This is a genomic window from Oxalobacter aliiformigenes (assembly GCF_027116575.1).
Taxonomy (GTDB): domain Bacteria; phylum Pseudomonadota; class Gammaproteobacteria; order Burkholderiales; family Burkholderiaceae_D; genus Oxalobacter; species Oxalobacter aliiformigenes.
This window is the reverse complement of the sequence record NZ_CP098252.1, coordinates 1,978,906-2,004,415: the sequence shown is the minus strand read 5'-3', so window position 1 is coordinate 2,004,415 and position 25,510 is coordinate 1,978,906. Positions and strand designations below refer to the sequence as shown.

Annotated in this window: 28 protein-coding genes; 24 read left to right on the top strand and 4 right to left on the bottom strand. The window is 48.8% G+C overall.

The window, feature by feature from the left end; translation table 11 throughout:
* Window positions 1-26 precede the first annotated feature (26 nt).
* Both NB647_RS09225 and NB647_RS09220 read right to left on the bottom strand, forming a co-directional pair.
* Complete coding sequence (locus tag NB647_RS09225) at window positions 27-500, bottom strand: hypothetical protein (protein WP_269264307.1); 474 nt, start codon at window positions 498-500, stop codon at window positions 27-29.
* Window positions 501-759: 259 nt separating this feature from the next.
* Window positions 760-1,734: a 2-dehydropantoate 2-reductase gene (locus tag NB647_RS09220; RefSeq protein WP_269264306.1), complete on the bottom strand. Its 975-nt coding sequence runs from the start codon at window positions 1,732-1,734 to the stop codon at window positions 760-762.
* Window positions 1,735-1,871: 137 nt separating this feature from the next.
* On the opposite strand from NB647_RS09220, the gene NB647_RS09215 reads away from it, so the two are divergent.
* On the top strand, window positions 1,872-2,747 hold the full coding sequence (locus NB647_RS09215) for a LysR family transcriptional regulator (RefSeq protein ID WP_269264305.1): 876 nt from the start codon (window positions 1,872-1,874) through the stop codon (window positions 2,745-2,747).
* Window positions 2,748-2,815: 68 nt separating this feature from the next.
* The gene (locus NB647_RS09210; RefSeq protein WP_269264304.1) at window positions 2,816-3,709 is read left to right on the top strand and encodes a 23S rRNA (adenine(2030)-N(6))-methyltransferase RlmJ; all 894 of its coding nucleotides are present in this window, start codon (window positions 2,816-2,818) and stop codon (window positions 3,707-3,709) included.
* 55 nt (window positions 3,710-3,764) lie between these two features.
* Here the strand turns inward: NB647_RS09210 and NB647_RS09205 are convergent, their stop codons facing one another.
* Window positions 3,765-4,517 carry an SAM-dependent methyltransferase gene (locus NB647_RS09205; protein WP_269264303.1) on the bottom strand — a complete coding sequence of 251 codons (753 nt, stop codon included), beginning with the start codon at window positions 4,515-4,517 and terminating at the stop codon, window positions 3,765-3,767.
* Complete coding sequence (locus NB647_RS09200) at window positions 4,510-5,133, bottom strand: Maf family nucleotide pyrophosphatase (RefSeq protein WP_269283192.1); 624 nt, start codon at window positions 5,131-5,133, stop codon at window positions 4,510-4,512. Before NB647_RS09200 ends, NB647_RS09205 begins: the two co-directional genes overlap by 8 nt.
* Before the next feature lie 99 nt (window positions 5,134-5,232).
* Here NB647_RS09200 and NB647_RS09195 point away from each other — a divergent pair, with 99 nt between their 5' ends.
* From NB647_RS09195 to hflX, 22 genes are all read left to right on the top strand, one after another.
* Window positions 5,233-5,751 carry a YceD family protein gene (locus NB647_RS09195; RefSeq protein ID WP_269283190.1) on the top strand — a complete coding sequence of 173 codons (519 nt, stop codon included), beginning with the start codon at window positions 5,233-5,235 and terminating at the stop codon, window positions 5,749-5,751.
* Window positions 5,752-5,821: 70 nt separating this feature from the next.
* Entirely contained in the window at window positions 5,822-6,004 is a 183-nt protein-coding gene (gene rpmF, locus NB647_RS09190) for a 50S ribosomal protein L32 (protein ID WP_269264300.1), read from the top strand.
* 166 nt (window positions 6,005-6,170) lie between these two features.
* Entirely contained in the window at window positions 6,171-7,235 is a 1,065-nt protein-coding gene (gene plsX, locus NB647_RS09185; RefSeq protein WP_416143430.1) for a phosphate acyltransferase PlsX, read from the top strand.
* The gene (locus NB647_RS09180; RefSeq protein ID WP_269264298.1) at window positions 7,232-8,218 is read left to right on the top strand and encodes a beta-ketoacyl-ACP synthase III; all 987 of its coding nucleotides are present in this window, start codon (window positions 7,232-7,234) and stop codon (window positions 8,216-8,218) included. The genes plsX and NB647_RS09180 overlap by 4 nt, the downstream gene beginning before the upstream one ends.
* 37 nt (window positions 8,219-8,255) lie before the next feature.
* Entirely contained in the window at window positions 8,256-9,188 is a 933-nt protein-coding gene (fabD, locus tag NB647_RS09175; protein WP_269264297.1) for an ACP S-malonyltransferase, read from the top strand.
* Window positions 9,185-9,940 (top strand): 3-oxoacyl-ACP reductase FabG, encoded by a 756-nt coding sequence (gene fabG / locus NB647_RS09170; RefSeq protein ID WP_269264296.1) that lies wholly within the window; start codon window positions 9,185-9,187, stop codon window positions 9,938-9,940. The genes fabD and fabG overlap by 4 nt, the downstream gene beginning before the upstream one ends.
* Before the next feature lie 153 nt (window positions 9,941-10,093).
* Window positions 10,094-10,333: an acyl carrier protein gene (gene acpP / locus NB647_RS09165; RefSeq protein ID WP_005875666.1), complete on the top strand. Its 240-nt coding sequence runs from the start codon at window positions 10,094-10,096 to the stop codon at window positions 10,331-10,333.
* 36 nt (window positions 10,334-10,369) lie between these two features.
* Window positions 10,370-11,608 (top strand): beta-ketoacyl-ACP synthase II, encoded by a 1,239-nt coding sequence (gene fabF / locus NB647_RS09160; RefSeq protein WP_269277919.1) that lies wholly within the window; start codon window positions 10,370-10,372, stop codon window positions 11,606-11,608.
* Between the two features lie 77 nt (window positions 11,609-11,685).
* A complete protein-coding gene (locus tag NB647_RS09155; protein WP_269283187.1) occupies window positions 11,686-12,183 on the top strand; it encodes a protein YgfX in 498 nt (165 codons plus the stop codon).
* Window positions 12,184-12,234: 51 nt separating this feature from the next.
* Window positions 12,235-12,852 carry an RNA polymerase sigma factor RpoE gene (rpoE, locus tag NB647_RS09150; RefSeq protein WP_269283185.1) on the top strand — a complete coding sequence of 206 codons (618 nt, stop codon included), beginning with the start codon at window positions 12,235-12,237 and terminating at the stop codon, window positions 12,850-12,852.
* A gap of 33 nt (window positions 12,853-12,885) precedes the next feature.
* Window positions 12,886-13,179 carry a hypothetical protein gene (locus NB647_RS09145; RefSeq protein ID WP_269264293.1) on the top strand — a complete coding sequence of 98 codons (294 nt, stop codon included), beginning with the start codon at window positions 12,886-12,888 and terminating at the stop codon, window positions 13,177-13,179.
* Window positions 13,180-13,808: 629 nt separating this feature from the next.
* The gene (locus NB647_RS09140; RefSeq protein WP_269283183.1) at window positions 13,809-15,164 is read left to right on the top strand and encodes a DegQ family serine endoprotease; all 1,356 of its coding nucleotides are present in this window, start codon (window positions 13,809-13,811) and stop codon (window positions 15,162-15,164) included.
* Window positions 15,165-15,297: 133 nt separating this feature from the next.
* Window positions 15,298-15,723, top strand: coding sequence for a nucleoside-diphosphate kinase (gene ndk / locus NB647_RS09135; RefSeq protein ID WP_269277450.1), 426 nt, complete (start codon window positions 15,298-15,300; stop codon window positions 15,721-15,723).
* A 65-nt stretch (window positions 15,724-15,788) separates the two neighbouring features.
* Window positions 15,789-16,952, top strand: coding sequence for a dual-specificity RNA methyltransferase RlmN (rlmN, locus tag NB647_RS09130; RefSeq protein ID WP_269283180.1), 1,164 nt, complete (start codon window positions 15,789-15,791; stop codon window positions 16,950-16,952).
* Between the two features lie 93 nt (window positions 16,953-17,045).
* Complete coding sequence (locus NB647_RS09125) at window positions 17,046-18,116, top strand: RodZ domain-containing protein (protein ID WP_269283178.1); 1,071 nt, start codon at window positions 17,046-17,048, stop codon at window positions 18,114-18,116.
* A 19-nt stretch (window positions 18,117-18,135) separates the two neighbouring features.
* The gene (ispG, locus tag NB647_RS09120) at window positions 18,136-19,386 is read left to right on the top strand and encodes a flavodoxin-dependent (E)-4-hydroxy-3-methylbut-2-enyl-diphosphate synthase (RefSeq protein WP_269284793.1); all 1,251 of its coding nucleotides are present in this window, start codon (window positions 18,136-18,138) and stop codon (window positions 19,384-19,386) included.
* A gap of 32 nt (window positions 19,387-19,418) precedes the next feature.
* On the top strand, window positions 19,419-20,783 hold the full coding sequence (gene hisS, locus NB647_RS09115) for a histidine--tRNA ligase (protein ID WP_269283176.1): 1,365 nt from the start codon (window positions 19,419-19,421) through the stop codon (window positions 20,781-20,783).
* 11 nt (window positions 20,784-20,794) lie between these two features.
* Entirely contained in the window at window positions 20,795-21,442 is a 648-nt protein-coding gene (locus NB647_RS09110) for a YfgM family protein (RefSeq protein ID WP_269283173.1), read from the top strand.
* 4 nt (window positions 21,443-21,446) lie between these two features.
* Window positions 21,447-22,604, top strand: a complete 1,158-nt coding sequence (bamB, locus tag NB647_RS09105) for an outer membrane protein assembly factor BamB (RefSeq protein WP_269283170.1) — start codon at window positions 21,447-21,449, stop codon at window positions 22,602-22,604.
* Between the two features lie 3 nt (window positions 22,605-22,607).
* Entirely contained in the window at window positions 22,608-23,945 is a 1,338-nt protein-coding gene (gene der / locus NB647_RS09100) for a ribosome biogenesis GTPase Der (RefSeq protein WP_269283168.1), read from the top strand.
* Window positions 23,946-24,090: 145 nt separating this feature from the next.
* Complete coding sequence (hfq, locus tag NB647_RS09095; RefSeq protein WP_269264284.1) at window positions 24,091-24,330, top strand: RNA chaperone Hfq; 240 nt, start codon at window positions 24,091-24,093, stop codon at window positions 24,328-24,330.
* 24 nt (window positions 24,331-24,354) lie between these two features.
* Entirely contained in the window at window positions 24,355-25,494 is a 1,140-nt protein-coding gene (hflX, locus tag NB647_RS09090) for a GTPase HflX (RefSeq protein ID WP_269283166.1), read from the top strand.
* The last annotated feature ends 16 nt before the right edge of the window (window positions 25,495-25,510 follow it).

Below are 25,510 nucleotides of genomic sequence, written 5' to 3'. Positions count from 1 at the left end.
ACAAAAAACGTTTATAAAATAACAAGTTAGTTCGGTTTTGCTGCTGCCAGCGCTTTTCTTTGTTCTGGGTTGCGGCATTCGTTGGCCAGTTGGCTTCCCTTTTTGATATCCAGCAGCATGCTCTTTGCCGGGATATTGATCCATACCAGTCCGGTCTGCCGGTCTTCGTAACGGTCGGCACCGGTCGTGGTTGCGGTACGAAGCATACGGTGCATCTTGTTGCGCCATTGCAGATTGATGTAACTCGGATCGTCGGACTTTTTGTAAACGGTAAACTGATTGCCAAGCTCGCAGTTATAGTGCGAACCTGTCAATCCTGCGACGTTGACAACTTCTGTTTCCTTCTGGGAATTTTCGGAAACCGGTGTTTTCTTAACGGTTTTTTTGACAGGTTTTTTGACCGTTTTTGTCTTGCTTGCAGGTGTTGCCTGGGCGACTCCATACGTTAACGGAACGCTGAAACCCGCGATAACGAAAAAGGCAGCCAGAAATTTTTGCATGATGTAGCCTCGTTCAAAGAATGGATATGCGTCTTGGCGCACATACGTATGATAATAGGCATCCGGCTTCAATCGCAAGCGCTGATAATGCGATTTCCGGATTTTTTTGTCTGCTTAAGCGCAAATAAGTTCAAATAAATCAAAAAGAAACGAATCTGGCACGAGATGAAACGGTATCGATTCAGGTCAATGCCTTGTAAATGTGAAAGGAATCTTCCGTTCCGCTTTCATCCGGAAGATTCCTGTACGATTGATGGTATCAGTAAAGACCGGCCTGTCTGCCTCTTTCCTGAACGAGTGCCAGGAGAATATCGACGGTTGGTGTCGGTACATCAGTCAAACGTCCCAATTCCTGTACTGCTGTGACGAGTGCGTCAATTTCCATGGAACGATGTCTTTCAAGATCCTGCAGCATCGACATTTTGTGACCGATTGCCTTGCCCGCGACATTTAGCCGTCTTTCTATCATTTCCTCCGGAATGAAAACATTCAGTGCTTCTGTTACCGCTTTGGTTTCGTAAATTGCCTTTTTGCAGATTTCGCGCAAGGCGCCGGAGGTGATCTGGTCCAGTGTGGCATGAGTCAATGCGCTGATTGGATTGAAACAGACGTTTCCCCACAGTTTGAGCCAGACGTTCCAGCGGATGGCATTACGGATCGGGGCATCGAAATGGGCGGCTTTCATGATTTCCGATAATGTCTTGACGCGGTCCGATTCGCTTCCGTCCGGTTCACCGAGAATGAAACGGTTGAATTCATGGTGTTCAATAATGCCCGGTGCAATGACTTCACAGGCCGGATCAACGACGCAACCGATCGCACGTTCAGGTCCGATCAGATTCCATTGTCTGGCACCGGCATCGACGGATTCAAGATGCCGTCCTTCGAATTTGCCGCCTTCTTTGTAAAAGTACCACCAGGGAATCCCGTTCATTGCTGTCACCATTGCGGTATCCGGTCCGAGAAGCGGGGCGAATTGAGCGGCTGATTCATATGACTGGTGTGCTTTCAAGGCGCAAATGACGTAATCCTGCGGGCCGAAATCGGCCGGGTTGTCGCTTGCGGGAATTCTAGCGTTTTTTTCCTGGCCGTTGATCAGAAGTGTCAATCCGTTTTTCCGGATGGCATCCAGATGGGCGCCACGTGCGATGACGCAGACATCGTTTCCTGCCAGAGCCAGTTCAACAGCCAGATAACCACCAATTGCACCTGCACCGAATATACAGATTTTCATGACTCCATCTCCTTGTATTTCCTGCCGAAAATATTGAAAAAGAAAAGTGTTAATGACAGTATACACAGTCAATATTTATATAAAAAATACTTTATTTGTTTGGAATAAATACAATTTGAATATATATGGTGAAGTAAATGGACATTCGTCAGCTCAGGTATTTTTGTGCTATTGCGGAAGAAGGGCAGATCAGTCGGGCGGCACAAAGATTGCACATTGCGCAGCCACCGTTGAGTTATCAGCTGAAGCTGCTTGAAGAAGAACTGGGGGTCAGGCTGATTGACCGGAATACACGAAGTCTGTCTCTGACCCGGGCCGGACATATTTTTTATCAACGGGCCGAACAGATATTGGGAATGTTGCATGCGGCAGCAGATGAAGTAAAGGATATTGAATTCGGTGTTAACGGAGTATTGGCGATCGGCAGTCCGCCGGCGATCGGAAATTTGTATATGCCGGAAAAAATCAGGCGTTTCCATGAAGATTATCCTCATGTCCGTTTCCAATGGCGGGAAGGAAATACTTTCAGGATACTCGAACTTCTGGAGTCCGATCTTATTGAGTTTGGTATTGTCAGGTTGCCTGTTCCGGCAGGCTCTTACGAAATGAAGCCGTTGCTGACGGAGTCGTGGGTTGTCGTTACCCGTAAAGACGATCCGAAATGGCAGGATAAAAGCAGTCTGGTTCTGGAGGAACTTTCCGATGTTCCATTGATATTGATGCATCGCCAGGCCGGTATCTATTGTCATGATATGGTTGTCGATGAAATGAAAGCCAAGGGTATTTCCGTCGATATTGTTTGTGAGAGTGACAATATTTCGGCCATTCTGGCACTTGTCGAGAAAGAACTCGGCATCGCCATATTGCCGGAGTCAACCCTGTCGGTACGACCTTCGGAAGATTTTCACAAGATGTCGATTGCCGGGTGTCTGCTTCAGTCAGCCTCGGCCATTATCTGGAAAAAAGAAAAGCGTCTGTCCAGAGCGGCCAAACTTTTTCTGGAACTGTTTTAGAAACAGGTTCGTCGAAATGAAAGAACGTTACAATACCGTTTTTTCAATCTGTTCAAACAAGGGCTTTTATGTTCAGTTATCGACACGCTTTTCATGCCGGCAATCATGCCGATGTTTTGAAACACGTCGTGCTGATACAGGTTTTGCTTTATACCTGTCAGAAAGAAACCCCTTTTTTTTATATCGATACCCATGCAGGTGGCGGAATATATTCCTTGCGGGGGCATGAAGCGAAAAAACATGCCGAGTTTCAGTCCGGGATCGGCAAATTGTGGAAAGAAAAAGCCGCTCCGAAACCCGTTGAGGATTATCTGCGACTGATCCGGTCGATGAATCCGGACGGGGCGCTGAATGTTTATCCCGGGTCGCCTTGTATTGCCGATATCATTTTGCGCCATCATGACAAGTTGCGTCTGTTTGAATTGCATCCGTCAGAAATACAGATACTGGAGAGGAATATTTTGCAGCTGGCCAGAAAAAAACAGGCTGGAGGATATTCATTGCCGGTTCGTGGAAAAAGAACGATTGTTGAAAAAAAAGACGGATTTTCCGCATTGAAATCGTTGTTGCCACCTCCTTCGAGAAGGGCGGTGATTCTGATGGATCCTCCTTATGAAGACAAATCGGACTATCAGAAGGTAACCGATGCGCTGAAAGATGCACTGAAACGTTTTTCAACGGGCACTTACCTGATATGGTATCCGCTGCTTCAGAGGATGGAATCACAACGGTTTGCCGGCAGGCTCAAGCGTGCGATATCACAGGAATGGCTGAATGTCACATTGAGTACAGGGGCTCCGGTGCCGGATGGTTCGGGTTTCGTCTCAAGTGGCATGTTTGTGGTCAATCCGCCCTGGAAACTGGCGGAGACCCTGAGGGAGACATTGCCATATCTTGTCACTTTGCTGCACAAGGATCAGGGAGCGTGTTTCACTGTTGAAACCGGAGAGAATAACTCGTGACAATCGTGAATTCTGACGGAGTCGTCCGGATGAATTCAAAAAACATGCGGTCCGTTCATTTATCTGCCAGAAACAGAAAAACAGAGGGTTTTCTCTGAAAATCCGGTATTTGTCCCTTTTCAAGCCGTTTCTTCCATGACGAGACCGGTAACGTCCGTACTGATTCGCCTGCCAGGGTCAGGTCGGTTGCGATACAGAGCAGGGTTCCGGGGCGACACGCCGTGCAGAATGCTTTTAAAAGCGCCTCGTTCCGATAGGGAGTTTCAATGAATATCTGAGTCTGTTTTTCATGCCGTGACCGCTCTTCCAGTGAACGTATCCGCCGCTGGCGCTGTTCACTGTCGGTTGGCAGATAACCGTTAAAGGCGAAACTTTGCCCGTTCAGTCCACTGGCCATCAAGGCAAGCAGTAATGAGGAAGGGCCGACAAGTGGCTTGACCGCAATGCCTTTTTCATGAGCCAGTCTGACAAGACCGGCTCCTGGATCGGCGACAGCGGGTACGCCTGCTTCCGAGATCAGGCCTGCATCTTGTCCTTCCAGAAGAGGGGCCAACAATTCAGGAAAAGCGGCTTTATCTGTTCTGACGTTCAGTTCGGCCATTCTTATTTGCTGAAGCGGTTTCTTCAAAGGATGGATTTCCGATATTCTTTTCAGATGGGCGCGTGCGGATTTTGCATTTTCAGCGATGAAATAATCCAGCGAAGCCGTTATTTGCCCCGATGATTCCGGAATGATACAGGATAACGGTGTTGTGTCGGAGGATCCTCCGAGTGTGTTCGGAATCAGGTAAAGGGTGCCTTTATTCATGTTTGTTTGCCGGAAAAAAATTGATGCCGCAACGGCGCAACATGGTTGTCAGGGTGATCAGAGGCAATCCGGTCAATGCCGTGGGATCGTCGCTTTCGATTTTTTCAAGTAAAACAATGCCAAGCGCTTCGTTTTTCGCGCTGCCTGCACAGTCGTATGGTTCCTCGATCTTCAGATATGCTGAAAGTTCGTCATCTGGCAGATCACGAAAAACGACCGTTGTTTTCACAATATCTTTTTGTATCGTATCATCCGGATTTCTGTCATGTCCGTTCCGGACACAAAGAGCGGTATGGAAAATCACTTTTTTCCCGCGCATTTTTTTCAGTTGTTCCAGGGCTTTTCCGAACGAGCCGGGTTTTCCGATTTGCTCTCCCTCACATTCGGCCACCTGGTCAGAACCGATGACGATTGCATCGGGAAATTGTTTCCCGACTGTAACGGCTTTCAGGCAAGCCAGTCTCAAACCTGTTTCGCCAGGTGTTTCGTCAGGCAGGGGGGATTCATCGATATCCGGACTGCACGTGATGAAAGGCAGACCAAGCCGGGCAAGCAATTCCTTGCGGTATTGTGATGAAGAAGCGAGAACAATCGGGACGGAAGTGTCGGAAAACATATGGATTTTGAAGTATCTAAAATACAAATAGTGTACTAAAGCTTTGACGTATAAGGAATATTGTTGCTAAAATTATGAATTTTACGCTCATGCCGAGCTATGAATTCTTATCTGATTGATCCATTCGGGTTTTGCAAAAACAGTGAAAGCATTGGTGGACATACGCCGGTATCGGAACTGGAAAGACTGGCTTCTGTTTGTGCGGATCGGTCCGGAGAGCTGATATGGAAGGTATCGGGATCTCTGGACAATCATCAAAGGCCGTGTCTTTTGTTAAAGGTGGCCGGAAGTGTCAATCTGGTTTGCCAGCGGTGTCTGGATTCACTGGTTTACGAGCTGGATTCCACAACGACTGTCATGGTCGCGAAAACGGAAGAAGAAGCGGACGAGATAGAAGAATCGCTTGAAGATGAAGAAGCTGTCGAAGTCATCGTTTCGGACGGGAAGGTCGAAGTGATGGATCTGGTGGAAGATGAAGCGCTTCTGGCGTTGCCGCTGTCGGCCAGGCATGGGATTTGTCCGGATTCATCGATGGACGGGTGGAAAGAAAAACGGGAGTCGCCTTTTGCCGCTCTGAAAGAGCTGGCAAAAAAGGTTGACGGTCAAAAAAATGAATGACGTTCCATTTTGTAGCAATATAACGGAATGGATGTGTTAGAATTTCCGAAATTTTGATTCAGGAGTAATTATGGCAGTCCAACAAAATAAAAAATCGCCTTCGAAACGCGGCATGCACCGTTCGCATGACGGGCTGGAAGCAGTCCAGCTGTCTGTCGAGCCGACTTCCGGTGAAAAACACCGTCGCCATCATATCAGCCCGAGCGGTTTTTATCGTGGCAAGAAAGTGCTGAATACCAAAAACGATCAGTAAGCATCCAGAATGCTGATGAAATCAATGGCGCAATAGGTTTTGTACCTGGCGCCTTTTTTATTGCTATTTTTTTTGCGTGACTGGGTATCGTAGGGAGGCGGACAAAAAATCCGGTTTGAGCGTGCTTGAGAACGAAACAAAAACTGTAAGAATTTCAATTGATTGCATGGGGGGAGATCACGGGTTGAGTGTTACGATTCCCGCTTCTCTTTCTTTTCTTGGACAGGAACCGGCTGTACAACTTGTTCTGGTCGGTCAGAAGGATCTGATTGAAGCTGAGCTGAAAAAAAACAGGGTTGAAAATCACCCGCGTATCCTGGTAAAGCATGCGTCAGAAGTCGTTCGCATGGATGATCCGATCGAAATAGCCATGCGCCGGAAAAAAGATTCATCCATGAGAGTCGCCATTCAGCTGGTGAAAGACGGTGAGGCGGATGTATGTGTTTCGGCCGGCAATACCGGTGCCTTGATGGCGATTTCCCGCTATCTCCTGAAAACGATGCCCGGAGTGGATCGTCCGGCGATTTGCGCCATTTTGCCCAATCAGAAAAACGGGCCGACTTACGTTCTTGATCTTGGAGCCAACGTCGATTGTGAGGCGGAACATCTGCATCAGTTTGCTTTGATGGGATCGGCCCTGTTTGCCAATATCGAAGGAAATTCCCGTCCGAGAATCGGATTGCTGAACGTCGGAACGGAGTCCATCAAGGGCAATGATGTGGTGAAAAAAGCCGGTGAATTGCTCCATGCCGAACATGACAATGGTACACTTAATTTTTGTGGGAACGTCGAGGGCAACGATATTTTCGAAGGCACGTGTGATGTCGTCGTCTGCGACGGTTTTACCGGTAATGTCACACTCAAGGCGATTGAAGGACTTGGGCGTTTTTTCCGTAATGTCCTCGTTTCGGAATTCAAGAGCAGCCTGTTGAGTGGACTGGGAGCGCTTTTGGCTGGCAAGGCACTCAAGACCATTCGTCAGCGTCTGAATCCGTCGCGGTTCAATGGCGCATGCATGCTTGGGTTGCGCGGGCTGGTATTCAAGAGTCATGGCGGTGCGGATGCCTATGCCTATGAGTGCGCGATCAAGCGTGCGCATGAGGCTGTCAGGCGTGCGGTCCTGTTGAGGATATCGACTACTATGGCAGAGTTGCTTCAAAAAACAAAAGATCATCAGGCAGCAGAAAAAATCAGAAAAGCAAACGGGATACAGGAACAAGAAACAGTATGACCATCTACGGCAAAATAATCGGTACTGGCAGTTACTTGCCCCCAAAACGTATAACTAATGATGAACTGGCAGGCATTCTCGCCGAAAAGGGGGTTGAAACCTCCGATGAATGGATCAGGACCCGGAGCGGTATTCTTGCACGTCATTATGCGGATCAGGGTGTCGTATCAAGCGATCTGGGAGCCAGAGCAGCCGAAAAAGCTCTGGAAATGGCAAATTGCCAGGCCAATGATATCGAATTGATCATTGTGGCGACATCAACATCCGATTTTTTTGGCGGTTTCCCGAGTACGGCGTGCATGGTACAGAAAAAACTGGGTATCACCAGCAATTGCGCCGCGTTCGACGTGCAGGCCGTATGCAGCGGTTTTCTGTATGCGTTGTCAGTGGCCGACAGTTTCATCCGGGCCGGTGTCTACAGGAAAGTGCTTGTGGTCGGCGCGGAAACCTATTCCCGCATTATTGATTATAACGACAGAACGACCTGCGTGCTGTTCGGCGATGGGGCGGGTGCTGTCGTACTGTCGGCATCGGATGAACCCGGTATTCTGTCCACTGCCTTGCATGCAGACGGCCATTATGGCGATATTCTGAGTCTTCCCGGCCATCTGAATAATGGTGCCATTGAAGGCAAGGCTTTTGTTTATATGGATGGCAAGGCAGTTTTCAAGCTGGCTGTAACCTGGCTCGACAAAGTGGGTATGGAAGCATTGGATAAAGCCGGATTGAAAAATACAGATATCGACTGGATGGTACCGCATCAGGCCAATCTCAGGATCATGCAGAGTTCGGCAAAAAAACTGGATATCCCGTCGGAAAAAATTATTGTGACGGTTGACCAGCATGGCAATACATCGGCTGCGTCCATCCCTCTTGCCATTGATGCGGGTGTTCGTGATGGACGTATCAAATCTGGCCAGAACATTTTGCTGGCCGCAATTGGCGGCGGTCTGACGTGGGGTGCCGTAGTAATAAGAATGTGATATTTGTTGTTTGATGATTGATAGAAGAGACGGATCTATGCCTAAATTTGCCTTTGTTTTTCCGGGACAGGGGTCCCAGGCCGTGGGAATGTTGAACGGCTTCGCTGATAATGCCGTTGTACAGGAAACGGTTTCCGAGGCGTCTGAAGCGCTTGGTTTCGATCTGGGAAAACTGATAGCCGATGGTCCCAAAGAGGAACTGGATTTGACGACCAATACCCAACCGGTCATGTTGACATCATCGGTTGCTTTTTATCGGGCATGGATTGCGGCAGGCGGTACGGTTCCTGAAGTTATTGCCGGTCATAGCCTTGGAGAGTTTTCCGCTCTGGTCGCTGCCGGCGTCATTCCTTTCAAGGATGCGGTAAAGTTGGTCCGCTTCCGTGCGCAAGCCATGCAGGAAGCCGTCCCTGTCGGTGTGGGCGGCATGGCCGCTATTATAGGTCTTGACAGTACTGCCTTGAAACAGGCCTGCCAGGAAGCGGCACAAGACGAAGTGGTCGAGCCGGCCAATTTCAATTCACCCACGCAGATTGTGATTGCTGGCCACAAAACGGCACTGGCCCGTGCGTGTGAAGCGGCCAAGGCGAAGGGAGCAAAACGTGCATTGATGTTGCCTGTTTCTGCTCCATTCCATTCTTCTTTGCTAAAACCTGCATCCGATCGTCTTGCTGAATATATGGCTGATCTGACCTTTTCGGTTCCGCAGATACCATTGATCAATAATGTGGATGTGGCTATCCTGAACGATCCGCAAGCGATCAAGGATGCGCTGGTCCGTCAGGCGGCAAGCCCTGTCCGCTGGGTTGAAACCATTGAAAAAATGGCGGGGATGGGTATTACCCATATTGTGGAATGCGGTCCTGGCAAGGTGTTGGCCGGTTTGTGCAAACGAATCAATAATTCATTGACAGGGGAAGCCATTGTCGATCAGGCTTCGCTTGATAAGGTACTGGAGGCGTTGAAATGAATGAACAGGATCTGAGTGGCAAGATCGCTTTGGTAACAGGGGCGTCTCGTGGAATCGGTCATGCTATCGCAATGGAGCTGGCCACTCGTGGCGCAACCGTAATCGGTACGGCAACATCGGATTCCGGTGCTGAGCGTATCACCCGGGATCTTGATATGATCCGTTCAGGGGCCGGTAAAGGCATTGTCCTGGATGTCAGTGATGCTGACCGCTCCCGCCAGGTCGTCGATGAAATACAGAAAGAATTTGGCGCCATCCATATTCTCGTGAATAACGCCGGAATTACCCAGGATCAGCTTGCCATGCGTATGAAAGATGAAGAATGGGACAAGGTTATTGCTGTCAATCTGACCGCAGTTGCCCGTTTGTCGCGAGCAGTCTTGCGTGGCATGATGAGGGCCAAGGAAGGACGTATTATCAATATTACGTCGGTTGTCGGCTCTATCGGGAATGCAGGCCAGATGAATTATGCCGCATCCAAGGCCGGAGTTGAAAGCATGAGCCGTGCTCTGGCACGTGAAGTCGGCAGTCGCAATATCACCGTGAACTGTATTGCACCCGGATTTATCGATACCGATATGACGAAATCGCTGAGCGATGAGGTGACGGCCAATCTTTTGAAACAGATTCCGCTGGCCCGTTTCGGACGTCCTGAAGATATTGCCGCCGCTGCCGCTTTTCTGGCCTCACCACAGGCAGCTTACATTACAGGAACCGTGTTGCATGTAAACGGCGGCATGTTTATGAACTGAACGGGAAAGATCGTTTGTAACGGGATTTTTGACTATAATTATTTTCACTTGAGCCGGAACTTAACCTGTGCAGTGAATTTTTTTGCGCAAACCTGCTAAAATGCGCGCACTTTTTCTGAAAATTTGTGTTTTTTAAATAACTGGAGCCAAGAAATGTCCGATATCGAACAACGTGTGAAAAAAATCGTTGCTGAGCAATTGGGAGTTGCTGAAGATGAAATCAAGCTGGAATCGTCTTTCGTAGATGATCTGGGTGCCGATTCGCTTGATACTGTAGAACTCGTCATGGCACTTGAAGACGAATTCGAAATTGAAATTCCGGACGAACAGGCTGAAAAAATCACGACCGTTCAGCAGGCCGTTGATTATGCCAAAGCCAATATGCAGTCCTGATAAACATACTGAGACAGGGAGAACAGCTTGAGCCGTATGGGACAACGCCGGGTCGTTATTACCGGACTGGGATGTATTTCGCCTGTAGGCAATAATGTAGCTGATATGTGGAATGCAGTAACATCGGGTAAATCCGGTATTGGACCCATTACCCGGTTTGATGCTTCCGCTTTTAGCACAACTTTTGCCGGTGAGGTTAAAAACTTCCAGCTGGAAGATTATATTCCAGGCAAAGAATCTCGCCACATGGATACTTTCATTCATTATGGAATGGCAGCAGGTATTCAGGCAATTGAAGACAGTGGTCTGGTCGTGACCGAAGACAATGCAGACCGTATCGGTGTCAATATCGGATCGGGTATTGGTGGTCTGCCCATGATCGAAAGGACACATGCGGAACTGGAAAAACGCGGTCCGCGCCGAATCAGTCCGTTTTTCGTGCCGTCTTCGATTATCAACATGATTTCGGGTTTTCTTTCGATCCGTTACGGATTCAAGGGACCCAATCTGTCGATCGTCACGGCATGTTCGACAGGGTTGCATTCCATCGGCTTTGCTGCACGCATTATTGCTTATGGTGATGCGGATGTTATGGTGGCAGGGGGAGCCGAATCGACTGTTTCTCCATTGGGTATTGGAGGCTTTGCTTCCGCACGGGCCCTTTCTTCAAGAAACGATGATCCTGCCACTGCTTCCAGACCTTGGGACAAAGACAGGGATGGATTCGTTCTGGGTGAAGGTGCCGGCGTGCTTGTATTGGAAGAATATGAGCATGCCAAGGCTCGCGGAGCGAAAATTTACGCTGAAATTGTCGGTTTCGGCATGAGCGCGGATGCCAACCATATGACCGCTCCTCTGGAAGACGGTAGCGGAGCAAGCAAATGCATGAGCGCTGCAATCAATGACGCGCAAATAAATCCGGACCAGATCGATTATATCAATGCGCATGGCACTTCGACTCCATTGGGTGATAAGGCCGAAACGGTTGCGGTCAAGAGATCGCTGGGGGCTCATGCGAAAAATATAGTGATGAGTTCGTCGAAATCGATGGTAGGCCATTTGCTGGGTGGCGCCGGAGGTTTGGAATCGGTTATTACCGCTCTTGCCATTTACAATCAGGTCGCTCCTCCTACGATCAATATCTTCAATCAGGATCCTGAATGTGATCTGGACTATTGTGCCAATACCGCAAGAGATATGCGTATCAATTATGCGTTGAAAAACTCATTTGGTTTTGGTGGTACCAATGGTTCACTGATATTCGGCAAGATTTAAGACTTCAGCGTTTTGGCAGAGCCACATTCACGCAGGTGAATGTGGCTTTTGTTTTTTATCGATAAACCTTGAATCCTATGTCAATAGCAGTATCTGTACTTGTCAGACCTTCCAGATGTCATGCTTTTCTTGTGATGGGGTTTGCCCTTTTTTTTCTGATGACGGGCATATTGGTTCTTGAAAATTGTGTTGGCTCATTCACTTTCTACGGAAAATGGGGATTGGTGGCGGTTTTTCTGTCGGCCGGCATCCTTCTGGCTTTCAGCTATTTCAGGGGGAGAAAAACGCTTCGGATTGATATTTCTGGTAACGGACAAATACGCTTGAAGGAATATAAAGGGTATGAGTATGGGACATCTGGAAAAAGTTTCAACACCGATGAGGATGACACATTGACAATGGCGGAAAATTCAACAATCTGGCCATGGCTGGTGATTTTATGTCTTGAGTCTGATTCGGGAAATACTTTCAGGGTTCTGATTTTCTTCGATTCGATGGAACGCGATGAATTCAGGACATTGTATGCCACTTGCAGATGGATCGACGCTCATGGAAAAAAGATGATCATTCGTTGAACTTATTGCGCTAAAGTAACTCTGGACAGGAGTTATGGACAGTTGCTTGAGATGAGGTATCCAATTTTGACAACTGAACGTGACATAGATAAGCGACTCGTCGAACGTGTTCAACAGGGAGACAAAATGGCGTTCGACTTACTGGTTACCAAATACCAGCGCAAGCTGTTCAGGCTGGTGTTGCGACTCGTAACCAACCAGACAGAGGCTGAAGACGTGGTTCAGGAGACGTTTATCAAGGCATACAGGGCTTTGAATCAGTTCCGTGGAGATTCGGCTTTTTATACCTGGTTATACAGAATAGGTATCAATACAGCGAAAAATTTCCTGGATAATCAGGGACGTCGGGTTCCTACGTCGACTGATACCAGTGCCGAACAGATGGAATCCTATGAAGAAGGAGAAAATTTGCGGGATATTGATACACCTGAATCGATGCTGGCATCCAAGCAGATTGCATTGACGGTCAACACCGCCATGGATGAATTGCCGGAAGATTTGAGAATGGCATTGTCGTTGAGAGAAATCGAGGGATTGAGTTATGATGAGATCGCTTCTGTGATGGATTGTCCGATTGGTACTGTCCGAAGTCGGATTTTCAGAGCTCGTGAGTCGATTGCGACAAAATTGAGACCCCTGTTGGGTACAACGCTGGATAAAAGGTGGTAGAAAGGCAAAAAAGAGGTATATGAGGTCAGGAACATGGAAAAAGAATTGATTTCAGCGTTTTATGACAATGAAACAGGGCCGGAAGAATTCTCCTGGCTGAAGGAAAGATTGGGTCGGAAAGAAACGGCAGATTTACTGAAAGTATATGACGAGATAGGAAAGCATTTACGTTCCGGAAATGTCGATGTAAAGCTTGCCAAGTCTTTTCAGGCAAGGTTGAGAACAAGTTTGCAGTCCGAATATGACCGATCGTGTAGACAGGGTGAGTCATATACGGATGAAGTGGATCGAAAACAGGTATCGAAAGACAAAGCGGAAGCGGCCTGATTTTTATCGCCTGAGAAACGCTGTTTCTGTTTTGTTTGTCAGCCGGATCGAATGTCTGTGTATTGATTTCCCTTTCGGCGTGGCGTGAAGGCCGGTTACGTATTGGTACGTTTCTTTTTTTATGACTATTGGCAGATTTCCGACTGCTATAATCCCCTTTGTTGTCAAAAGGTTAAGGCTTATTCATTTGCCTTTCATTCGAAAACGGAGTGAGGATGGTTCGGGATCGGCAGTCAGATGAAAGGACATGGCTGTTTGCTTTCTGGATGGCAAGCTCCTGAGTTTTCCTGTAAATGCCTTATTTTCCGTTGTGAGTCAATATATTATCCGCATGATCAACTTTTTTAATTCGGTCAGTGAAGAACGAATACGAATGGATTGCCGGAAAATGGAGAGACAGCGGATGGTAATTGAAATGGGTTCCGGAACTTGTTTACAATACTTTCGAATTTTTTATCGTCAGGATGATCCTGGATGAAACGGTATTTCAAAAATTATTCGATTACTTCCTGAAAGTCTGAGTCATGAAACAACAAGCCAAGAATTCTCTTCAAAAACTGTTTTTTCTGTTTTTAAGTGTTTTCTTAATAGCGGTTCCCGCAGGGAAAGTTTTTTGTTCATCTGCCAGTATGGCAGGGAGCTTGCCGGATTTGACCGTTCTGGTCGAAAAAGTCGGACCGGCTGTCGTCAATATCAGAACAGTTGAAAAAATACAGGCAAGACGTAATCCGGTTTATGAAATGGATGAAAATTTCCAGGAATATTTGTTCCGTTTCTTCGGTGTTCCACGTCCTGACAGTTCCCAGGCACAACCTCAGCAAAAAGAACAGATAAGGCGGGGACTCGGTTCCGGATTTATCATCACGCCAAATGGTTATGTTCTGACAAATCATCATGTTATTGACAATGCGGATGAGGTTTTCGTCAGATTGACCGATAACAGGGAATTCAAGGCAAAAGTGATTGGTTCGGACAAACGGACAGATGTTGCACTGTTGAAAATTGACGGTGATGCCTTGCCTTATCTGAAGACAGGCAAGTCAGCCAATATCAAGGCTGGTGAGTGGGTGCTTGCAATCGGTTCGCCATTCGCCTTGGAAAATACGGTAACGGCAGGGATTGTTTCTGCCAAAGCGAGAGATACCGGCGATTATTTGCCGTTGATCCAGACGGATGTGGCTGTCAACCCGGGAAACTCGGGCGGTCCGTTGATTAATATGGCTGGAGAGGCCATCGGGATCAATTCCCAGATTTACAGCCGTTCCGGAGGATATATGGGAATTTCTTTTGCCATTCCGATTGATGAAGCCCTTCGGGTGACGGAGCAGTTGAAAAAGAACGGAAAAGTGACTCGGGGCCAGATAGGAATACAGGTCGGTGAGATAACGGATGAAACAGCTACAGCACTGAATCTGCCAAATAAACAGGGAGCGCTGGTTGTACGTGTCGAAGGTGGTTCCGCAGCAGAAAAAGCGGGGCTGGAGGCTGGGGACATTATTCTGAAATTCAATGATCAGACGATTGACAAAATTTCGGAACTTCCGAGACTTGTCGGCGATACTTCACCGGGGACGACAGTGAGACTGTCTGTTTGGCGGAAAGGAAAGACAATCTCTTTGCCGGTGACGGTTTCCACGATGAATGCAGAGACACGGGCAGCCGGATCATCGGGCAAGGACAACGTAAAAGGAATGGACATGTCATCCAGGGTGCTTGGGCTGACTGTCGCTGATCTGGATGCTGACCAGAAAAAACATTATGGAATAAAACAGGGGGTACTGGTAACCGTTTCCGAAAATCCCGCGGCGGCAAGTGGCATTCGCAAGGGAGATATCATTTTGCGTATCAATAATACCGATGTTGCCAGCCGGAGTGATTTTCAGCGTCTGGTTTCAAAAGTCGACAGGAAAAAGGTCGTCGTATTGCTGAGGTTGAGAAACAACATGATTTCTTATGTCACTGTTTGGCCTGTCGGCAGTAAATGATGTCGTCATCACTGGTGCCGACCGGGAAAAGAGGCGGTAAAGGCGGCTTCGTTGTTTTGATGGTCATCCATGTTAAAATGAAAAGCTCGTCTTTTTTCCAGTTTTTTTATTTTTATATTGGAGTTTTATCAAAATGGCAGTCGAACGTACCTTATCAATCGTTAAGCCGGATGCAGTTGCAAAAAATGTAATCGGCAAGATTTATTCCCGCTTTGAAGATGCAGGCCTGAAAATCGTCGCCGCACGCATGGTTCAGTTATCCCGCCCTGAAGCGGAAGGTTTTTATGCTGTACATAAGGAACGTCCTTTCTTCAATGATCTGGTAGAGTTCATGATTTCCGGTCCGGTCATGGTTCAGGTTCTTGAAGGTGAAAATGCCATTGCGAAAAACCGCGAACTGATGGGGGCGACAGATCCCAAGAAAGCAGAAAAGGGAACAATTCGTGCCGATTTTGCCGATTCGATCGATGCCAATGCGGTTCATGGTTCGGATGCACCGGAAACGGCAGCTGTAGAAATCGCCTACTTTTTCCCTTCCATGCAAATCTGCGTTCGCTGATTTCCGTTTTTTCCTGTATCCGCTGAAGTCTGAAACGGATACAGGAAGTTCCTCTGAGTACTTTCATGACTGGTGCACGAACTAATTTATTGGGGTTCAGTCCCGTTCAACTGATCGAATACTGCAAGACACTGGATGAAAAAGCGTTTCGTGCGAAGCAGCTTCAGCGATGGATTCATCAATTCGGAGTGAGTGACTTTGAAAAGATGACGGATCTGGCAAAATCATTGCGTGGCAAGCTGGAAAAGTGTGCGGAAATCAGGGCGCCGAAGGTACTCAAAGACCATACATCCGCGGATGGCACGCGCAAGTGGCTGCTGGATGTCGGTCAGGGCAATGCTATCGAGACGGTCTATATTCCTGAGGAAAACCGGGGTACCTTATGTGTTTCCACACAAGCCGGGTGTGCAGTCAATTGTCTTTTCTGTTCGACGGGCAAACAGGGATTCAGCCGTAATCTGACGACAGATGAGATCATCGGTCAGCTCTGGATGGCCGAGTTTGCTGTTCGGCAGTCCAGAGACATCGCGGAAGGCAAACCGGAAAGACAGATTTCCAATGTTGTCATGATGGGGATGGGCGAACCGCTTTTCAATTTTGAAGCCAGTGTCAATGCCCTGAAACTGATGCTGGATGATAATGCTTATGGGCTGTCGAGAAGAAGAGTGACGGTTTCTACCTGCGGTGTCGTTCCCATGATCGACCGGCTTGCAAAAGAATGTCCGGTCGCACTGGCGGTTTCATTGCATGCACCCAATGACAGATTGCGTGACAGGCTGGTTCCGTTGAACCGGAAACATCCGTTGTCTGAATTGATGGCGGCCTGCCGACGCTATCTCGAATATGCTCCACGCGATTTTATTACGTTTGAATATTGCATGTTGGATGGTATAAATGATACGGATGAGCATGCCAGAGAATTGATCAGGCTGGTTAAATCCGGTTCCGATCCGGTATCATGCAAGCTGAATCTGATCCCTTTCAATTCCATTCCCATGCCCGGGTTGAAACGATCCAGTGATGCAAGGATAACCGCATTTGCAAAATTTCTTCTGGATGCTGGTATCGTCACTACCGTCAGAAAGACAAGGGGCGAAGATATCGACGCGGCCTGCGGCTTGCTGGCAGGAGAAATCAAGGACAGGACACGGGTTCGGGAACGGATGGCGGAAAGCGGAATTTTTCCGGTATCGGTCGTTGAAAATTACCGGTTTCAGAATAACTGCTGAAGCGGTTGAAAGTACCTGGTGACTGACGGCAGGATGACAGTTTGAACTTTCTCACGGCTGACGCGAGTGCTTTTTTCTATGATGGGGTTTTGAATGAACGACGAACATGGCAATGGTATGGAAAAAAATTCTCTCCCAACCGGAAAAGATGCGTCATCGGAAAATATCCGTCAGGAAATGCCGGTGGATGGAAATGACAGTATCCGGGATGATGTTACCGAGAAAAAACCGGGCGCCATATTGGCAGCCAGACGAATCGAAGCCGGTATTAGTGAGGAGCAGATAGCGACTCGTCTCAAAATGACTTTGCGTCAGGTTCATTATCTCGAAACCGACAATTATGACGCCTTGCATGGTATTGCCATTTCACGGGGATTCGTCAGGGCGTATGCCCGGGTCCTGAAAATTGATCCTGAACCTCTTGTCGCTCTGTTCGGTGACCGGACGATTCCATCCCCGTCTTCCCGGAACAAGGTGTCATCACAAAAAACAAATGAGCGTTTTGTGCAGAACCGGGTACCTTTCCGGAAAAAAAGCAATATTGCGGGAAAACTGCTCATTGCATTGATCGTTCTGGTCGTTGCCGCCGTTGTCGCCTGGAATATGAAACTGTTTTCTTTCGAAAACAAACAGGGTAAAAAAGAGACAACGGAAATGAATTTGCCGAAGCCATTGTCCCAGCCTTTGCCGGCAGTCAGAATGTCCGCCGATGTCAAAGAACAGGGGGGGCAGGGCAATTTGCCTCAAAATTCGGATGTTCCGAAAACAGCACAGCCGGTTGATGCCAGTGCCGGAAATACGAGCACGAACAATCAGAATGAAGGTGTTGTCCAACCGGTTGTGGACAAAAATAACCAGACAGTACCTGTTTCCGGCATGACACAAAAGGAACCAGCTGGAAGTGTTGCAGCTGTTGCGGGAGACAAATCGTCTCTGTTGACGATGGATTTCAGGGAAAAGTCATGGATTAAGGTCCAGAAAAAAGACGGTTCCGTTATAGCCGAGTATATCGGCAAGCCGGGAGAACAACGTCAGCTTGAAATAAATGAACCCGTTACAATCATTGTCGGATTTGCGCCTGGCGTCACTATGGCATTCAGGGGAAATCCGGTTGATCTGGCACCGAATACCGTTAATTCCGTTGCGCGGATAAGCTTGAAGTAATATCGGCATGAATGCTCAGATGAAACCTGTGACAGCAGCTTCCATAATCCGGAAGCAGACATATGGCGTTGCGGTGAAAAACGGGAATAATGCGGTTTGCATTGGAAATAATGCACCGGTTGTCGTGCAATCCATGACCAATACCGATACATCCGATATTGAAGCGACGGTTGTTCAGGTGAGGGAATTGGCAAAGGCCGGGTCCGAGCTGGTACGCGTGACCGTCAATACACCTGAAGCAGCAAAAGCGATACCGGCAATTCGCGAGCAACTTGATCAATCCGGGTGTGATGTGCCTCTTGTCGGGGATTTTCATTACAATGGACACCTCCTGCTGACACAATTTCCGGAATGTGCCCAAGCGCTTTCGAAGTACCGGATAAATCCCGGTAATGTGGGACAAGGTGCGAAACGGGATGTGCATTTTGCCGAGATGATCTCCGTTGCCTGCCGATATGACAAACCGGTACGTATCGGTGTCAACTGGGGAAGTCTTGATCAGGGATTGCTTGAAAGACTCATGGATGAAAATTCCCGGCGTATGGATCCATGGCCTGTAAAAAGCGTCATGTATGAAGCGCTTGTTTCCTCGGCGATTGAAAGCGCCGACAAGGCTGTTGAGCTGGGGTTGCCGAAGGACCATATCGTTTTGTCCTGCAAGGTATCCGATGTGCAGGATCTGGTGGCAGTCTATCGGGAATTGTCCTGCCGGTGTCAGTATGCACTGCATCTCGGCCTGACCGAAGCTGGAGGTGGCAGCAAGGGGATTGTCGCATCGGTGGCGGCCCTGTCCGTGTTGTTGCAGGAAGGAATTGGCGATACAATCCGCATTTCACTGACACCCGGGCCCGGTGAAGCGAGAACGCGGGAAGTCATTGTCGCCCAGGAACTGTTGCAGACGATGGGCATGCGCAGTTTCGTTCCGCTTGTCGTATCGTGTCCGGGATGTGGCCGTACCTCTTCCGATTTGTTTCAGAAACTGGCCGCTCATACCCAGGATTTCCTTCGTGAGCAGATGCCGTTCTGGAAACGGCGTTTTCCGGGGGTTGAGAAAATGAGTGTGGCAGTTATGGGGTGTATCGTAAATGGGCCTGGAGAATCCCGTCATGCCAATATCGGCATCAGTTTGCCGGGGAGCGGGGAATCTCCTGCTGTTCCCGTTTTTGTAGATGGAAAAAAGGTCACGACTTTAAGAGGGGATAATATTGCCGGACAATTTCAGGAAATCATTCTGGAATATGTCGAAACCCGCTACGGTAACGGATATTGAATGAATTGATACGAAAGAGATAGATAAAAAGCATGTCTGAAGAAAACAAGACGAAAAGAATCAGGAAAATTCTGGGGATCAAGGGAATGAACGACATTCTTCCCGATGAATCGCCTGTTTGGGAATTGCTTGAGAATACCGTCGAGTCAGTATTGAAAAGCTATGGTTACCAGCGGATCAGGACACCTATTGTTGAGGAAACATCCCTGTTCGCCCGCGGTCTGGGAGCCGTGACCGATATCGTTGAAAAGGAAATGTATTCTTTCGAGGATTCGTTAAACGGTGACCAGCTGACGTTAAGACCGGAATGTACGGCAGGGGTCGTTCGTGCCGTTCTCGAGCATAATCTTACTTATAACGGACCGAAACGGTTGTGGTATACCGGGCCCATGTTCAGGCATGAACGGCCGCAGCGAGGGCGTTATCGACAGTTTCACCAGATCGGTGCGGAGGCTGTCGGTTATCCGGGGCCGGATATTGATGCGGAACTCATCCTGTTGTGCCGGCGTTTGTGGGATGATCTCGGACTTGACAATATCCGGCTGGAACTGAATTCGATCGGCAATGCTGAAGAACGGAATCGTCATCGGGCCGATCTGATCGCCTATTTCGAACAGTACAAGGATTTGCTGGATCAGGATGCACAAAGGCGACTGTACAGTAATCCGTTGCGTATACTGGATACCAAAAATCCGCATATGCAGGATATGGTCAATGCCGCGCCCAAGCTCCTTGATTATCTGAGTCAGGAATCACTTGAGCATTTTGAGGGGGTTCAGAAAATCCTGCGCAGAAACAATGTGCCATACACAGTCAATCCGAGACTGGTCAGAGGGATGGACTATTACAACCGGACCGTTTTTGAGTGGATCAGCGAAGAGTTGGGCGCTCAGGGAACCGTATGTGGCGGCGGTCGCTATGATCCACTGTTCGAGATGTTCGGGGGCAAATACACACCTTCTTGCGGATTTGCCATGGGTGTCGAGCGTCTGATCGAATTGCTCAAGGCCAAAGGCGATATCGACTCATCGAAAAGGGCGGATGTTTTCATTGCACACCAGGGGCAGGACGCACTGCTGGAAGCGACCGTTCTGGCAGAATCTCTCAGGAATACGGGACTCGATGTCATTCTCTACTGTTCAGCGGCAAATTCCGGGGGCAGTTTCAAGGCACAAATGAAACGTGCCGATGAAAGCGGTGCCGCGTTTGCCATTCTCGTCGGTGAGGATGAAATCAGAAACGGCCAGGCCAGTGTCAAGGCCTTGCGTTCTGAAACGGCAGGTAACAATCAGACAAGTGTACCGTTTGAAAAAGTGGCCGATTATCTGGTCGATCAGATTGTCGGCGAATGCGGGTGTGGAGACAGTCATTCTTCACACGATCATTGTATTCATTAATTAGTGCAGACATGGCTTACGATTTGGAAGAACAGGAACAACTGGAGTCGCTCAAAAGATGGTGGAAAAAACATGGTAACTGGATTACATGGGTTCTGATTGCCGTGCTGGGCTGTTATGCCGTTTATGCCTACTGGGGGTATTACCAGCGCAAGCAGACGGCGCAGGCTTCGCAGTTGTACTATGAGATGCAAAATGCCGTCATGTCGGACGATAACGAACGGGCATTGCGTGTCGCAAAGGATACGCAGGAAAAGTTCGAAAGAACGGCGTATGCACCGATGGTTACCCTGGTAGCTGCCAAAATGGCATATGAGGAAAACAAGGTCGATGTGGCGAAGACACAGTTGCAGTGGGTCGTCGATAATGCGAAACAGGATGGATACAAGGCAATAGCACGCCTCCGTCTTGCGGGAATCCTTCTCGATGAAAAGGCATATGATGAAGGGCTGAAACTGCTTTCGGCCGGCTTTCCGGAACCATTCGTCGGTCTGGCGGAGGACAGAAAGGGAGATTTTCTGGTTGCACAAAACAAACTGGATGATGCAAGAACCGCTTACCGGACTGCGCTTGAAAAAACATCTCCGGATGATCCGGGCAGACAACTGATTCAGCTCAAACTTGAAGAAATCGGCATTCCCCCTGATTCCAAAGGATAAATACGTGAAAAAAACGTTACGATCGATACTTGTTCTGGCAAGCGCGGTTCTGTTGTTGCCACTGGCCGGATGTGGCATGTTTGACTGGTTTTCGAAATCCGTACCAAGGCATCCGCCTGCTGCACTTGTCGAGTTTGCACCGTCGAAAACACCTCATCGTGTCTGGTCAGTCAATGTCGGTTCGGCCGGAAATTATGTTTTTTCGCCGGCATATACTTTTGACGCTGTGTATGCAGCGGCAGCGGATGGTACTATCGTAAAGATCGATCCATCGACCGGAGCGGAAATCTGGCGCAGAAATGTTGATACGGATCTGACTACCGGAGTGGCCAGTGACGGGAATACCGTTGTGGTTGCCGGCGTAAAGGGCATCCTGATCGCACTGGATTCCGATGGACAGGAAAAATGGAAGACGCCTGTTTCAACAGAGGTATTGACGACACCGGTTATTGCACAGGGGCTGGTTGTCGTGCGGAGCATGGACAACAAGATCGCGGCTTATGATGTCGATACGGGGGAACGCCGCTGGATGGTGCCATACCGCGCTCCTTCCCTGATGTTGCGCGCTTCTCCCGGGATCGGGACTGTCGGGCCAACGGCAATCGTTTCACTGCCTGGCGGGCGTATGATTTCGATGATGCTGAACAATGGCGCCATACGGTGGGAAATCCCGATCGGAGATGCACGCGGTGCGACTGAACTGGAAAGAATTGCCGACATGTCGGGCACGCCGGCAATTTACGGGCAGGGCGTCTGTGTGACGGCATACCAGGGACGTATCGGTTGCTTTGATGTCGTGTCGGGGGCGACATTCTGGGTCAAGAATTTTTCGAGCAAGGTCGGTGTCGGTATCGATGACGAACACGTCTATGCCGTCGATACGGACGACAAGGTTTACGCTTTCTCCAACTTGCGCGGGCAAAGTGTCTGGCGCAATGACAAGATGACGTATCGTGAGCTGACAGCGCCCGTCCCTTATCTTGCAACAGTTGCTGTTGGTGACGGACAGGGATTCGTTCATTTCCTGTCCCGTTACGATGGTTCATTCGATGCACGTATCGAAACGGATGGATCGGCCATTTCCGCCACTCCTGTCGTGGTCGGGGAAAGACTGATTGTCCAGACGCGTGCCGGATCGTTGCAGGCTTTTACACTGGACTGAGAGATGAAACCTGTAATCGCTTTGGTAGGTCGTCCCAATGTCGGCAAGTCCACCCTGTTTAACAGGCTGACACGTTCAAGAGCCGCGCTGGTGGCTGATTACCCCGGATTGACCAGAGATCGTCATTATGGAGAAGGACGAATGGGTGATCGTCCTTTTCTGGTCATAGATACAGGAGGGTTTGAACCGGTTGTCAAGGAAGGCGTCCTGCAGGAAATGGCCAAACAGACGAAACAGGCCGTTGCCGAAGCGGATGTGGTCATTTTTATCGTTGACGGACGCCAGGGAATCACGCCTCACGACAAAAACATTACCGATTATCTCCGTAAATGCGGAAGACCTGTCATTCTGGCGGTCAACAAGGCTGAGGGAATGAAATACACCGCTGTTGTCGCGGACTTTTATGAGCTGGGAATGGGGGACCCGTTCGTTATTTCTTCAGCTCACGGCGATGGTGTTCATACATTGCTTGATGAAGCGCTGAAAAGGATTCCCTGCGCTCCGGCCGGGATGGAGGAGGAACTTGTCGAAGAACAGGATCATATCCGTCTGGCTATTGTCGGGCGTCCCAATGTCGGCAAGTCAACCATGATCAATGCGCTTCTTGGTGAAGAGCGTGTAATCGCCTTCGATTTGCCGGGAACGACCCGTGATGCCATCGAAATCCCGTTTGAACGGGATGGCCGGCACTATACGCTTGTGGATACGGCGGGCCTGAGAAAACGGGGAAAAGTGTTTCAGGCTATTGAAAAGTTTTCGGTTGTCAAAACACTGCAAGCCATTTCGGAAGCAAATGTCGTGCTTCTGCTTCTGGATGCTCGCCAGGATATTTCGGAACAGGATGCCCATATTGCCGGTTTTGTTCTGGAGAGCGGGAGGGCCCTGGTTGTCGGAATCAATAAATGGGATGGCCTGCCTCCGGACAAGCGCAAGGAAATCAAATCGGAAGCGGAAAGAAAACTGCATTTTCTGTCTTTTGCAAAGTTCCACTATGTTTCCGCCTTGAAATCGACCGGTATCGGTTCCTTGATGCGTTCTGTCGATTCTGCCTATGCCGCAGCCATGGCCAAACTTTCGACGCCTCGCTTGACACGGGTTCTTGAGGAAGCGGTGGCCCATCAGCAACCTCCACGGCGTCAGGGATCCATCCGGCCGAAGCTGCGATATGCCCATCAGGGGGGACAAAATCCTCCCATAATCGTCATTCACGGAAACAGTCTGGAAAATATCGGCGACGATTACAAACGTTATCTCGAAAAACATTTCCGGGATGCCTTCTCGCTGGTCGGGACTCCTTTGCGTATCGAATTCAGGTCCGGCAAGAATCCATTTGCAAAATAATCCGTTCCGAACTGAAACAGGTCATATCCGCAGGGAATAAATAAGGGTATAGTTGACCTGTTTCAACAGTGATTTTTTTTACGGCATAATAGACTGGTTTTCGTCTCCAATATCCAATTACAACTATTATTCAATGGAGCCAAATATGAGTGCAAACAAGGGCCAAATGTTACAGGATCCTTTTCTGAATATCTTGCGCAGGGAACGTATTCCTGTTTCCATCTACCTGATAAACGGCATCAAATTGCAAGGGCAGGTTGAATCATTTGACCAGTATGTCGTGTTATTGCGTAACAGTGTCACGCAAATGGTTTACAAGCACGCTATTTCGACAGTAGTGCCGTCCAGGGCGATCAATCTGAATATGGATGAGGAAAATTCCTGATGGCTTTTGGAACAGGTAGTTGAAATGACGAAAGCCGTTCTTGTCGGGGTCGATTTCGGAAAAGGTGATTTTGACGCAAGTCTTGAAGAGCTGGCGTTACTGGCCCGATCAGCCGGCGCCGTGCCGGTTTTTACCGTAACAGCCAAACGTTCCAGTCCGGATGCCGCTTTTTATATCGGGAGCGGAAAAGTCGATGAAATTTCGCAAGCCGTTCATTTATACAATGCTGATCTGGTGATATTCAATCATGCATTGTCTCCGGCACAGCAGCGCAATCTCGAAAAACGGCTGAATATCAATCTCGTGGACAGGACCAGTCTGATTCTGGATATTTTTGCACAACGAGCGAAAAGTCATGAAGGCAAGGTGCAGGTGGAACTGGCTCAGCTGCAGCATCTGATGACTCGTCTGGTCAGGGGTTGGACCCACCTTGAAAGGCAGAAGGGCGGGATAGGTTTGCGCGGTCCGGGTGAAACGCAGCTGGAAACGGACCGTCGCCTGATCGGTGAAAGAGTGCGCATGTTGAGAACGAGACTGGCGAAGTTGCAACGCCAGCGCGAAACACAGCGGCGATCACGCAACAGGAATCATGTTTTCTCGCTTTCGCTGGTCGGATATACCAATGCGGGGAAATCGACACTGTTCAATTCCATGACCAAAGCGGGTACGTATGCGGCGGACCAGTTGTTCGCCACACTGGATACCACATCGAGACGTATTTATCTCGAAAGTGTCGGAAATGTGGTTGTTTCCGATACGGTCGGATTCATCCGTGAACTGCCTCACCAGCTGGTAGCGGCTTTCCGGGCCACACTGGAAGAAACCATCCATGCCGATCTTCTGCTGCACGTCGTCGATGCTGCCAATCCCATGAGAAATGAGCAGATCGAACAGGTCAATCTGGTGCTGGAGGAAATCGGTGCGCAAAACATCCCCCAGCTTCTTGTCTGGAACAAGATCGATATGACCGGCTCGAAACCCGGTATCGAACGGGACGAGTATGGTAAAATCAATCGTGTATTTGTCAGCGCGAAAACAGGCGAGGGTCTTGATTTGCTGCGAGACGCCATCGCTGAATACGCGAAAGACGAAAAAAAATCCCGTTTCGGTGATAGGGATGAAAGAGATGGGCCTGACAATCATTCCGATATTGCCAGTATTTGATTTGAACCATTTCACT